Here is a 12,247-nt window from a genome sequence, read left to right as displayed (position 1 = left end):
GTATCTGGAAATCGATCGTTGGTCACGAATAACCACGAATAACGTCACGGGCAGTGCTAGGTCGCGTTGCCCTCAAGCTAAGGTTGAAGATGATGCGGAGCAAGGTGACAGGTGCGCGGCGTTGGGTCGTGAAGATCGGCAGCGCTTTGCTGACGGCGGACGGCAAGGGCCTGGATCGCGCGGCAATGAGTGTCTGGGTTGAGCAGATGGTGGCTTTGCATGAGGCGGGCGTCGAGCTGGTGCTGGTGTCCTCCGGGGCGGTGGCGGCCGGCATGAGTCGTCTGGGCTGGACTGCGCGACCCAGTGCGATGCACGAGCTTCAGGCCGCCGCTGCAATCGGCCAGATGGGGCTGGTGCAGGCCTGGGAGTCGAGCTTTGCCGAGCACGGCCGGCACACGGCGCAGATTCTCCTGACTCACGACGACCTGTCCGACCGCAAGCGCTACCTGAATGCCCGCAGTACCTTGCGTGCGCTGGTGGAGCTGAAGGTTATTCCGGTGATCAACGAGAATGACACCGTGGTCACCGATGAAATCCGTTTCGGCGATAACGATACCCTGGCGGCATTGGTGGCCAACCTGGTCGAGGCTGATCTGCTGGTGATCCTGACCGATCGCGATGGCATGTTCGACGCCGACCCGCGCAACAATCCCGATGCCAAATTGATTTACGAAGCGCGTGCCGATGATCCGGCGCTCGATGCGGTAGCGGGTGGCACTGGTGGTGCGCTGGGGCGTGGCGGCATGCAGACCAAATTGCGCGCGGCGCGTCTGGCGGCGCGTTCGGGTGCTCATACGATCATCGTAGGTGGGCGCCTTGAGCGCGTGCTGGATCGCCTGAAGGCGGGCGAGCGCATCGGCACCTTGCTCTCGCCTGAGCGCGGCATGTTGGCGGCGCGCAAACAATGGCTGGCCGGGCATCTGCAAACCCGCGGCACATTGGTGCTGGATGCAGGGGCGGTGGTGGCGTTGTCCCAAGGTAACAAGAGCTTGCTGCCGGTCGGGGTCAAGCTGGTTCAGGGCAGCTTCCGTCGCGGTGAGATGGTGGTGTGCGTGGCGCCGGACGGTCGTGAAATCGCCCGTGGCCTGGCCAACTACAGTGCGCTGGAAGCACAAAAAATCATCGGTCAGTCGTCCGAGGCGATTGTCGGTCTATTGGGTTACATGGCGGAGCCGGAGCTGGTTCACCGCGATAACCTGATTCTGGTCTGAAGGAATATCTGAATGCGCGTGGCAAAAGGATTGTTGGGCTTGCTGTTGGCGATGCCCTTGCTGGCTTCGGCGGAAGAAATCGGTCAGGTCTCGACGGTGTTCAAGTTCGTCGGGCCAAATGACCGGATCGTGGTCGAGGCCTTTGATGATCCCAAGGTCGATGGCGTGACCTGCTATCTCTCACGCGCCAAGACCGGCGGTGTGAAGGGTGGTCTTGGATTGGCCGAGGATCGTGCCGAGGCGTCCATCGCTTGCCGGCAGGTCGGGCCGATCAGCTTCAAGGGTGAGCTCAAGGATGGCGACGAAGTATTCAAGGAGCGCACTTCGCTGGTTTTCAAGACCATGCAGGTGGTGCGTTTCCTCGACAAGAAGCGCAATACGCTGGTGTATCTGGTGTACAGCGACCGTTTGATCGAGGGTAGCCCGCAGAATGCCGTCACGGCGATTCCGATTCTTCCTTGGGCGAACACCCAATAATCTGACCCAATCAGAACTGTGGGGGTGAGCAGGCTCGCCCCCACAGTTTTTTGTGTGTTCATCAAATTGCAGGCAATAAAAAACCGACCCTGAGGTCGGTTTTTTAATGAGCGTGTCGCTTAGGCAGCAGCGGCAACGTTCAGGGCCTTGACGTGGCCATTCAGGCGGCTCTTATGGCGAGCGGCTTTGTTCTTGTGGATGATGCCTTTATCGGCCATACGGTCGATAACTGGCACGGCCAGAACGTAAGCAGCTTGAGCTTTTTCAGCGTCTTTTGCGTCGATTGCCTTAACTACATTCTTGATGTAGGTACGAACCATGGAACGCAGGCTGGCGTTGTGGCTGCGACGCTTCTCAGCCTGTTTTGCACGTTTTTTGGCGGAAGGTGAGTTGGCCACCGTCGAGCTCCTCGAAAGACTTTTAGGAAATAGCAATCAAAATAGGCCGCGAATCATGCCGATGAGTTGCAGTGTTGTCAAGGGCGGAGGAAACGTTCCGCTAAGTGGTAGGTCCCGACCCCTTGAAAACTACTGTGCTCGGCAATACAGCGTTGAAAACAGTCTCGAAATGCTCATTGACGTTCGTCAACTCCGCTTTCTCGCCTGTTTTCGCCTTGTCTTGCCTTCGCTCGTCACGTTTTCATGAGGTCGGTGGCACAGAATATTTCTTTCCGGCGTGCGACCTGTAAACTCGCGAGCTTTGGCTCTGTGCTGTTGCGGCGCGGAGTATCGCATAAGTAGGCGCTCAGTTCGCCTGCTGTTTATCGACAGGCACAAACTCTTTCAATGAATCTGCTCAAATCGTTGGCCGCCGTCAGCTCTATCACGATGCTTTCCCGGATCCTGGGCTTCGTTCGTGACACCCTCATTGCACGCATATTTGGTGCGGGAATGGCGACCGACGCGTTCTTCATCGCCTTCAAATTGCCCAATCTGTTGCGGCGTATCTTCGCGGAGGGCGCGTTCTCCCAGGCTTTTGTGCCGATTCTTGCCGAATACAAAAGCCAGAAGGGCGAGGAAGCGACGCGAACGTTTATTGCTTACGTCTCGGGTCTGCTGACGCTGGTGCTGGCCGTGGTGACTGCGCTGGGGATGATTGCCGCCCCCTGGGTCATCTGGGTGACGGCGCCGGGCTTTACCGATACGCCGGAAAAATTCGAGCTGACCTCCAGCCTGCTGCGGGTGACCTTTCCTTACATCCTGCTGATTTCCCTGTCCTCGCTGGCGGGCGCGATCCTCAACACCTGGAACCGCTTTTCGGTGCCAGCCTTTGTGCCGACCCTGTTGAACGTCAGCATGATCATTTTTGCGGTGTTCCTGACGCCGTACTTCGACCCGCCGGTGATGGCGCTTGGCTGGGCGGTTCTGGCCGGCGGCCTGGCGCAGCTGTTGTATCAGCTGCCACACCTGAAAAAGATCGGCATGCTGGTGCTGCCGCGCCTGAATCTGCGTGATACGGGGGTCTGGCGGGTCATGAAGCAGATGCTGCCGGCGATTCTCGGGGTGTCCGTGAGTCAGATCTCGCTGATCATCAACACTATTTTCGCTTCGTTCCTGGTCGCCGGTTCCGTGTCCTGGATGTACTACGCCGACCGTTTGATGGAGCTGCCGTCCGGCGTGCTGGGCGTGGCATTGGGCACGATCCTGTTGCCGACCCTGGCCAAGACCTACGCCAACAAGGATCGACATGAATATTCGCGAATCCTCGATTGGGGCCTGCGCCTGTGCTTCGTGCTGGTGTTGCCATGTTCCCTGGCGTTGGGGATTCTGGCCGAGCCGTTGACGGTTTCGCTGTTTCAGTACGGTCAATTCAATGCATTTGATGCGGCCATGACCCAGCGTGCGTTGATCGCCTATTCGGTCGGGTTGCTCGGGATCATCGTGATTAAAGTGCTAGCACCGGGCTTTTATGCGCAACAAAACATCCGCACGCCGGTAAAGATCGCAATTTTCACCTTGATCATCACCCAGCTGTTCAACCTCATGCTGATCGGTCCGCTGGCTCACGCTGGTTTGGCGCTCGCCATCAGTGGCGGTGCCTGTATCAACGCCGGGTTGCTCTTCTATCAACTGCGCAAGCAGCAGATGTACCAGCCACAACCGGGCTGGGGGGTATTCGGCTTGAAGCTGGTGATCGCGGTGACGGTGATGTCAGGCGTGTTGCTGGGTGCGATGCACTTTATGCCAGCCTGGGATCAAGGGCATATGCTTGAGCGGTTCCTGCGCCTGGGGGCATTGGTGGTCGCCGGTGTGGTGGCGTATTTCGGGATGTTAGTGTTGATGGGTTTTCGCTTGCGCGACTTTAATCGCAAGGCGTTGGGCTAAGGCCCGGGCCTCGATAAACACGGGTGGGCCGGCGTTTTTGTCGGCTCGATCACTTTGGGATACGGTGTTGCCTGTCGTCGGCCGCCGGGTGTGGTTATAATCGACCACTTTATGAGCAAGAAGCGCGTTATGCAGCTGGTTCGAGGCCTCCAAAATCTGCGCCCCCAGCATCGGGGCTGTGTCGCCACTATTGGCAACTTTGACGGTGTACACCGTGGCCACCAGGCTATCCTGGCGCGACTGCGTGAGCGTGCGCTTGAATTGGGCGTGCCCAGCTGCGTGGTGATTTTCGAGCCGCAGCCGCGTGAGTTTTTCGCGCCGGACACGGCACCGGCCCGTTTGGCGCGCCTGCGCGACAAGTTGCAGCTGCTCGCTGCCGAAGGCGTTGACCGGGTCTTGTGCCTCGCCTTCAACCAGCGTCTGAGCAAGCTCAGCGCCAGCGAGTTTGTAGACACCATTCTGGTGGATGGCCTGGGCGTGCAGCACCTTGAAGTCGGCGACGACTTCCGTTTCGGCTGTGACCGGGTAGGGGATTTCGATTTCCTGCAACAGGCCGGCGTCATGCAGGGCTTTACCGTTGAAGCGGCGCAGACTGTCGAACTCGACGGTATCCGGGTCAGCAGCACACAGGTGCGTAATGCGCTGGCGGCTGCTGACTTTGCCCTTGCCGAACGTCTGCTTGGCCGCCCGTACCGGATTGCCGGGCGGGTGTTGCATGGCCAGAAACTGGCGCGTCAGTTGGGTACGCCAACGGCCAACATTCAACTCAAGCGCCGTCGCGTGCCGTTTACCGGGGTTTACCTGGTCAGCGTTGACCTCGACGGCAAGACCTGGCCAGGCGTCGCCAATATCGGCGTTCGACCTACGGTCCAGGGAGATGGCAAAGCCCACCTCGAAGTCCATCTTTTAGATTTTGCCGGCGATCTGTATGACCGGCGTATGACGGTGGTTTTCCACCAAAAGCTGCGTGAAGAGCAGCGTTTCGCCTCTCTGGAGGCGCTTAAGACGGCGATCAATGCGGATGTCGCCGCCGCCCGTGCCCTGTCGCACCTAGCGCCAATCGCTAATGAAGAGCCTTAAATGACCGACTATAAAGCCACGCTAAACCTTCCGGACACCGCCTTCCCAATGAAGGCCGGCCTGCCACAGCGCGAACCGCAGATTCTGCAGCGCTGGGACAGTATTGGCCTGTACGGAAAGTTGCGCGAGATTGGCAAGGATCGTCCGAAGTTCGTACTGCACGACGGTCCTCCGTACGCCAACGGCACGATTCACATCGGTCATGCGCTGAACAAGATTCTCAAGGACATGATCATCCGCTCGAAGACCCTGTCGGGCTTTGACGCGCCTTATGTTCCGGGCTGGGACTGCCACGGTCTGCCGATCGAGCACAAAGTCGAAGTGACCCACGGCAAGAACCTGGGCGCGGACAAGACCCGTGAACTCTGCCGGGCGTATGCCACCGAGCAGATCGAAGGCCAGAAGTCCGAATTCATCCGTCTGGGCGTGTTGGGCGATTTCGCCAACCCCTACAAGACCATGGACTTCAAGAACGAGGCCGGTGAAATCCGCGCCCTGGCAGAAATCGTCAAGGGCGGTTTCGTGTTCAAGGGCCTCAAGCCTGTGAACTGGTGCTTCGATTGCGGCTCGGCCCTGGCCGAAGCGGAAGTCGAGTACGAGAACAAGAAGTCCTCGACCATCGACGTGGCCTTCCCGATTGCCGATGAAGCCAAGCTGGCTGCCGCATTCGGTCTGCCATCGCTGGCCAAACCGGCTTCGATCGTGATCTGGACCACGACCCCGTGGACCATCCCGGCCAACCAGGCGCTGAACGTTCACCCGGAATTCAACTACGCCCTGGTCGATGTCGGCGACAAATTGCTGGTGCTGGCTGAAGAGCTGGTCGAGTCGTGCCTGGCACGTTACTCGCTGGAAGGCTCGGTGATCGCCACTGCCACCGGTTCCGACCTGGAGCTGATCAACTTCCGTCACCCGTTCTACGACCGTCTGTCGCCGGTTTACCTGGCCGATTACGTCGAACTGGGCGCTGGTACTGGCGTGGTTCACTCTGCACCGGCCTACGGCGTCGACGACTTCGTGACCTGCAAGAAATACGGCATGGTCAACGACGACATCCTCAATCCGGTACAAAGCAACGGCGTTTATGTGCCATCGCTGGAATTCTTCGGCGGCCAGTTCATCTGGAAGGCCAACCCGGCCATCGTCGACAAGCTGACCGAAGTGGGTGCGCTGCTGCACACCACCATCATCGAGCACAGCTACATGCACTGCTGGCGCCACAAGACGCCACTGATCTACCGTGCCACCGCGCAGTGGTTCATCGGCATGGACAAGCAGCCAACCACCGGGGACACCCTGCGCCAGCGCTCGCTCAAAGCCATCGAAGAGACCAAGTTCGTGCCGGCCTGGGGCCAGGCGCGACTGCACTCGATGATCGCCAACCGTCCGGACTGGTGCATCTCCCGTCAGCGCAACTGGGGGGTACCGATCCCGTTCTTCCTGAATAAGGAAAGCGGCGAGCTGCACCCACGTACCGTCGAGCTGATGGAAGAAGTCGCCAAGCGCGTCGAAGTCGAAGGCATCGAAGCCTGGTTCAAGCTGGATGCCGCCGAGCTGCTCGGTGATGAAGCGCCACAGTACGACAAGATCAGCGACACCCTGGACGTCTGGTTCGACTCGGGCACCACGCATTGGCATGTCCTGCGCGGTTCGCACCCGATGGGCCACGAAACCGGGCCACGCGCCGACCTGTACCTGGAAGGCTCGGACCAGCACCGTGGCTGGTTCCACTCGTCGCTGCTGACCGGTTGCGCCATCGACAACCACGCGCCGTACCGCGAACTGCTGACCCACGGTTTTACCGTCGACGAGTCCGGCCGCAAGATGTCCAAGTCCTTGGGCAACGTCATTGCACCGCAGAAAGTCAACGACACCCTGGGCGCCGACATCATGCGTCTGTGGGTCGCGTCGACCGATTACTCGGGTGAAATGGCGGTTTCCGAGCAGATCCTGCAACGCAGTGCGGACGCCTACCGGCGTATCCGTAACACCGCGCGTTTCCTGCTCTCGAACCTGACCGGCTTCAACCCGGCCACCGACCTGCTGCCGGCCGAAGAAATGCTGGCACTGGACCGTTGGGCCGTGGATCGCACCTTGCTGCTGCAACGCGAGCTGCAAGAGCACTACGGTGAATACCGCTTCTGGAACGTCTACTCCAAGATCCACAACTTCTGCGTGCAGGAGTTGGGCGGTTTCTACCTGGACATCATCAAGGACCGCCAGTACACCACCGGCGCCGACAGCAAGGCCCGTCGTTCGTGCCAGACCGCGTTGTTCCACATCTCCGAAGCGCTGGTGCGCTGGATCGCGCCGATCCTGGCGTTCACCGCCGACGAGCTGTGGCAATACCTGCCGGGCGAGCGCAACGAATCGGTGATGCTCAACACCTGGTACGAAGGCCTGACAGAATTGCCGGAAGGTTTCGAACTCGGTCGCGCCTACTGGGATCGCATCATGGAAGTGAAGGTTGCGGTCAACAAAGAGATGGAAATCCAGCGCGCGGCGAAAGCCGTCGGTGGCAACCTGCAGGCTGAAGTGACGCTGTTCGCCGAAGACGCGCTGAGCGCCGACCTGGCCAAACTGAGCAACGAACTGCGTTTCGTGCTGATCACCTCCACCGCCAGCGTCGCACCTTTCGTGCAGGCGCCGGCCGATGCCGTGGTCACCGAAGTCAGCGGCCTGAAGTTGAAGATCGTCAAGTCGGCCTTCGCCAAGTGCGCCCGTTGCTGGCACTGCCGTGAAGACGTCGGCGTGAATCCGGAGCATCCGGAAATCTGCGGTCGTTGCGTCGACAACATCAGCGGCGCTGGCGAGGTTCGTCACTATGCCTAATGCCGTTGGCCGTTTCGGACGGCTGAGCTGGCTCTGGTTGAGTTTGCTGGTCCTGGTCATCGACCAGGCCAGCAAGTTCTACTTCGAAGGCAAGCTTGCGATGTACCAGCAAATCGTGGTGATCCCCGATTACTTCAGCTGGACCCTGGCCTACAACACTGGCGCGGCGTTCAGCTTCCTGGCTGACAGTTCCGGTTGGCAGCGCTGGCTGTTTGCACTGATCGCGGTGCTGGTCAGTGCGGTGCTGGTGGTCTGGCTCAAGCGCCTGGGGCGCAACGAAACCTGGCTGGCCATCGCCCTGGCGTTGGTGCTCGGTGGTGCGTTGGGCAATCTGTATGACCGCATTGCCTTGGGGCATGTGATCGATTTCATCCTGGTGCATTGGCAGAACCGCTGGTATTTCCCGGCGTTCAACTTTGCCGACAGTGCAATTACCGTCGGTGCCGTGATGTTGGCACTGGATATGTTCAAAAGTAAAAAGACCGGAGAAGCCGTTCATGACTGAACAGGTATTGGCTGAGCAACGCATTGGCCAGAACACGGAAGTCACCTTGCATTTCGCATTGCGCCTGGAGAATGGCGACACGGTGGACAGCACCTTCGACAAAGCCCCGGCGACCTTCAAGGTCGGTGACGGCAACCTGTTGCCAGGTTTCGAAGCGGCGTTGTTCGGTTTCAAGGCTGGCGACAAGCGTACTCTGAGCATCGAGCCGGAAAACGCCTTCGGCCAGCCCAACCCGCAAAATGTACAGATCATTCCGCGCTCTCAGTTCCAGGACATGGAGCTGTCGCCTGGTCTGTTGGTGATCTTCAATGATGCGGCCAATACTGAATTGCCAGGTGTGGTGAAAGAGTTCGATGATGCTCAAGTGACCATCGACTTCAACCACCCGCTGGCAGGCAAGACGCTGACCTTTGACGTGGAAATCATTTCCGTCACAGCGCTGTAACTGACCAAACCGGCCCGTTGTAGGCGCGAGCCCGCTCGCGAAGGACTCAAAGACACCGCTTTCATTCAGAATGATCGCATTGTCGTTGACGCCCATCGCGAGCGGGCTCGCTCCTACAGGGCAAGACACGAGGCACAGCATGCAAATCAAACTCGCCAACCCCCGTGGCTTCTGCGCCGGTGTGGACCGCGCGATCGAAATCGTCAACCGCGCCCTGGAAGTGTTCGGTCCTCCGATCTACGTACGCCACGAAGTGGTCCATAACAAATTCGTCGTCGAAGACCTGCGCGCGCGCGGGGCGATTTTCGTCGAGGAACTGGATCAGGTGCCGGACGATGTGATCGTGATCTTCAGTGCCCACGGTGTTTCCCAGGCCGTTCGCACTGAAGCTGCCGGGCGGGGCCTGAAAGTGTTCGACGCCACCTGCCCACTGGTGACCAAGGTGCACATCGAAGTGGCGCGCTACAGCCGCGACGGTCGCGAGTGCATTCTCATCGGCCACGCCGGTCACCCGGAAGTCGAAGGCACCATGGGCCAATACGACGCGAGCAATGGTGGTGCGATCTATCTGGTCGAGGACGAAAAAGACGTCGCCGAACTGCAAGTGCACAACCCCGAGAAACTGGCGTTCGTCACCCAGACCACCCTGTCCATGGACGACACCAGCCGTGTCATCGACGCCTTGCGTACGCGTTTCCCGGCCATCGGTGGTCCGCGCAAGGACGACATCTGCTACGCCACGCAAAACCGTCAGGATGCGGTCAAGCAACTGGCCGACGAATGCGATGTCGTGTTGGTGGTTGGCAGTCCGAACAGCTCCAACTCCAATCGCCTGCGTGAGCTCGCCGAGCGCATGGCGACCCCGGCCTACCTGATCGACGGTGCTGAAGACCTGCAAAAAAGCTGGTTCGACGGCGTCGAGCGCATCGGCATCACGGCAGGCGCTTCTGCACCGGAAGTCCTGGTGCGTGGCGTGATCCAGCAGTTGCAAGCCTGGGGCGCTACTGGTGCTGATGAACTGGCCGGCCGCGAGGAGAACATCACATTCTCCATGCCTAAAGAGTTGCGCGTTCGTTCCCTGCTCTGATTCCTTCCCCTCCTGCGCATAATGCCTGTTCAGCTTTTTCGCTGCGCAGGCTGACGCGACCGGTGGACGCCAGCACCACCTGGTGCCGGCTCACTGGTTCGCGGCTGGCGCAAACGTGTAGTGTCCCCGATTGAAGGCCTTTTTTCGCCGGTTCGCCCAAATGACTGAAGCGTACTGACGTCCTGACATGTTGATTGCCGAACACCGGCACTCGGTTTCCGCTGCGGTGCTCCATCAGTAGCGGATTGCTGATGTCCTCATGCCCCTTGCCGCTGACATCCAGGACGATTCGCCAGCCCTGGCTCCAGTCATCGTTTATGCCATGAATGACGACGGACTGGTTTCGTGTGATCGCGGCGACTCTTGCGCTACGCATTCCGCTGGCAAGTGACTTCGCTGTCTCCTCGCGATAGGTCGATTCTGACAGTGCCGCAAACGCCGGACTGACCAAGTGCAGAACAATCCCGACAATTGTCAGTCCCATGAGCAGTTCGATCAGGCTGAAACCGCGCTGATGCATGACATTTCCCTCCCTGAAGTTTTCTCGGCCGAGCAATCCATGCGCGGGCGATGGCAATGCAACCGGGATTTGGCGGTCGCATGTTCTGGCGAGCAACAGCAGGTATAGCCAACGGCAGCAAAGGGCACCGATGCAACATCGTTCAAATGGTTTCACGTTGCTGGAGTTGCTGGTGGCGATTGCGGTCTTTCTGGTCCTGATCACCCTGGCTGTACCGGCGCTTACGCGTTCGGCGCAAATCACCAGGGCCGATACCGAAATCGGTGATCTGCAACATGCTCTTAACTTCGCACGACTGGAGGCGATCAATCGCGGAGTGACGACCCGCGTGCGCCCGACGGCGGGTGGCAGCGCATGGACCGGGGAGTTGTCGGTGTATCACGGAACCAGTACGCCGGCGAATGTATTGCGGGTTGTGCCGGCGATGAGCAGTGGCGCGACGCTGACGCTAACCTCGGGTGTGTCGGCCATCGATTTCAACAATCTGGGAGGGTTGTCGTCACCGTCCACGGCGGTGGTGATCAGTTATGTATTGGGTGCGCAAAGCAGGACGTTGAACCTGTGTTTGAACGGACGAATTCTATTGGGTGGAAGTTGCGGATGAGGCAATGGCGCAAAGGTGCACAGGAGGGCATGACACTGATCGAAGTCCTGGTTGCATTGTTGATTCTGAGCGTGGGTCTGTTGGGGGCGGCGGCATTGCAGCTGAATGCACTCAAGTACACGGACAGTGCGCGCATGACCAGCCAGGCCAGTTTTATCGCCTACGACATGATGGACCGCATTCGCGCCAACGCGGCCGCCGACTACACCGTTACGCCACCGGCCTCGGGCAATCCGAACGTTGCCCGGGACCAGGATCTCTACGATTTCACCAGTAACATCATTGGTTTTGGCGGCCCCAGTGCGACCGGCAGCATCAGCCTCAATCAGCGCGTGTACACCATCACCATTTCCTGGGACGACTCGCGGGCCGCCAACAGCGCCGAATCCCGTCGCAGCTTTGTCCTGAGCAGCCGGGCCACTGTCGACCCGGTGGATACGCCATGAATCGATCCAGTCGAGGGTTTGGACTGATCGAATTGCTCATCGCCCTGGCGTTGAGCCTGGTAGTGGTGTTGGGCGTGGTGCAGGTGTTCATCGCCGCCAAAAACACTTACGTCAGTCAGAGCGCCGCCGCAGCCATGCAGGAAGATGCGCGTTTCGTGCTGAGCAAAATGATTCAGGAAATCCGTATGGTCGGCATGTTCGGCTGTCTGGAGACCATCACCGCGGAGGGTTCGGCGGGTGATTTCAATGCCAGTCGGATAACGCCGATCAGTTGGGACAATGCCCGCCAAAGCCTGACGCTGGTGACGGCGGATGTCGGCAGTAACGGTGGGACGCCGACATGGACCGTGATCTCCGATTGCCGGACCAGTGCGACGGCTTACAGTGAGTCGCGTACGCCTGGTCCCGGCCAACTGGCATTTCCGATCCGGCGGATAGCCTATGGCTTGAGAAAGGATCAGCTAACGATTGCCGTCGGCAATGGCGCACCGCTCCGGCAGCCGCTGGTGGATAACGTCAAAGCCTTCAACGTGAGCTTCGGCATTGCCAGCTCTGCCACGGATATCGCCGCGTCCAGCTATAGCAGCAATCCGTCTGACCCGGCACGCATTCGCAGCGTGCGGCTGAGCCTGACGCTCTTCGATCCTCACCATCGGGTGAGCGATCAAACCTTCAACGTGGTTGCCGCTCTGCGCAATCGCCTGCCATGAAGGGAA

Annotated in this window: 13 protein-coding genes; 11 read left to right on the top strand and 2 right to left on the bottom strand. The window is 59.4% G+C overall.

Going from position 1 to position 12,247, the window contains the following annotated elements; translation table 11 throughout:
- Nucleotides 1-92 precede the first annotated feature (92 nt).
- A complete protein-coding gene (gene proB / locus GQ39_RS20960) occupies nt 93-1,211 on the top strand; it encodes a glutamate 5-kinase (protein ID WP_047533447.1) in 1,119 nt (372 codons plus the stop codon).
- A 12-nt stretch (nt 1,212-1,223) separates the two neighbouring features.
- The gene (locus GQ39_RS20955) at nt 1,224-1,688 is read left to right on the top strand and encodes a CreA family protein (RefSeq protein WP_047533442.1); all 465 of its coding nucleotides are present in this window, start codon (nt 1,224-1,226) and stop codon (nt 1,686-1,688) included.
- 119 nt (nt 1,689-1,807) lie between these two features.
- Here GQ39_RS20955 and rpsT read toward each other — a convergent pair whose 3' ends face one another.
- Nucleotides 1,808-2,086: a 30S ribosomal protein S20 gene (gene rpsT, locus GQ39_RS20950; RefSeq protein ID WP_020798646.1), complete on the bottom strand. Its 279-nt coding sequence runs from the start codon at nt 2,084-2,086 to the stop codon at nt 1,808-1,810.
- A gap of 387 nt (nt 2,087-2,473) precedes the next feature.
- Here rpsT and murJ point away from each other — a divergent pair, with 387 nt between their 5' ends.
- The 6 genes from murJ (at nt 2,474) to ispH (ending at nt 9,961) form a co-directional block, all read left to right on the top strand.
- The gene (gene murJ / locus GQ39_RS20945; protein WP_047533437.1) at nt 2,474-4,012 is read left to right on the top strand and encodes a murein biosynthesis integral membrane protein MurJ; all 1,539 of its coding nucleotides are present in this window, start codon (nt 2,474-2,476) and stop codon (nt 4,010-4,012) included.
- A gap of 129 nt (nt 4,013-4,141) precedes the next feature.
- Entirely contained in the window at nt 4,142-5,092 is a 951-nt protein-coding gene (ribF, locus tag GQ39_RS20940) for a bifunctional riboflavin kinase/FAD synthetase (RefSeq protein ID WP_047533434.1), read from the top strand.
- Nucleotides 5,093-7,924 (top strand): isoleucine--tRNA ligase, encoded by a 2,832-nt coding sequence (gene ileS / locus GQ39_RS20935; RefSeq protein ID WP_047533431.1) that lies wholly within the window; start codon nt 5,093-5,095, stop codon nt 7,922-7,924.
- Nucleotides 7,917-8,429 carry a signal peptidase II gene (gene lspA / locus GQ39_RS20930; protein WP_047533428.1) on the top strand — a complete coding sequence of 171 codons (513 nt, stop codon included), beginning with the start codon at nt 7,917-7,919 and terminating at the stop codon, nt 8,427-8,429. The genes ileS and lspA overlap by 8 nt, the downstream gene beginning before the upstream one ends.
- Complete coding sequence (gene fkpB, locus GQ39_RS20925) at nt 8,422-8,874, top strand: FKBP-type peptidyl-prolyl cis-trans isomerase (RefSeq protein WP_047533425.1); 453 nt, start codon at nt 8,422-8,424, stop codon at nt 8,872-8,874. Before lspA ends, fkpB begins: the two co-directional genes overlap by 8 nt.
- A 139-nt stretch (nt 8,875-9,013) precedes the next feature.
- Nucleotides 9,014-9,961, top strand: coding sequence for a 4-hydroxy-3-methylbut-2-enyl diphosphate reductase (gene ispH / locus GQ39_RS20920; protein WP_047533422.1), 948 nt, complete (start codon nt 9,014-9,016; stop codon nt 9,959-9,961).
- Here ispH and GQ39_RS20915 read toward each other — a convergent pair.
- Entirely contained in the window at nt 9,930-10,481 is a 552-nt protein-coding gene (locus GQ39_RS20915; protein WP_047533419.1) for a GspH/FimT family pseudopilin, read from the bottom strand. The genes ispH and GQ39_RS20915 overlap by 32 nt on opposite strands.
- A gap of 130 nt (nt 10,482-10,611) precedes the next feature.
- Between GQ39_RS20915 and GQ39_RS20910 the strand changes: the two genes are divergently transcribed.
- Genes GQ39_RS20910 through GQ39_RS20900 form a run of 3 tightly spaced genes read left to right on the top strand, consistent with a single transcriptional unit; the run spans nt 10,612 to nt 12,241 of the window.
- The gene (locus tag GQ39_RS20910) at nt 10,612-11,085 is read left to right on the top strand and encodes a GspH/FimT family pseudopilin (protein WP_047533416.1); all 474 of its coding nucleotides are present in this window, start codon (nt 10,612-10,614) and stop codon (nt 11,083-11,085) included.
- Nucleotides 11,082-11,531 (top strand): type IV pilus modification protein PilV, encoded by a 450-nt coding sequence (gene pilV / locus GQ39_RS20905; RefSeq protein WP_047533413.1) that lies wholly within the window; start codon nt 11,082-11,084, stop codon nt 11,529-11,531. Before GQ39_RS20910 ends, pilV begins: the two co-directional genes overlap by 4 nt.
- On the top strand, nt 11,528-12,241 hold the full coding sequence (locus GQ39_RS20900) for a prepilin-type N-terminal cleavage/methylation domain-containing protein (protein ID WP_047533410.1): 714 nt from the start codon (nt 11,528-11,530) through the stop codon (nt 12,239-12,241). The genes pilV and GQ39_RS20900 overlap by 4 nt, the downstream gene beginning before the upstream one ends.
- Nucleotides 12,242-12,247 lie beyond the last annotated feature (6 nt).

This window comes from Pseudomonas sp. 11/12A (genome assembly GCF_000800055.1).
Classification (GTDB): domain Bacteria; phylum Pseudomonadota; class Gammaproteobacteria; order Pseudomonadales; family Pseudomonadaceae; genus Aquipseudomonas; species Aquipseudomonas mohnii.
The sequence above is the reverse complement of the archived record's forward strand: the minus strand, read 5'-3'. Positions and strand labels throughout refer to the sequence as shown.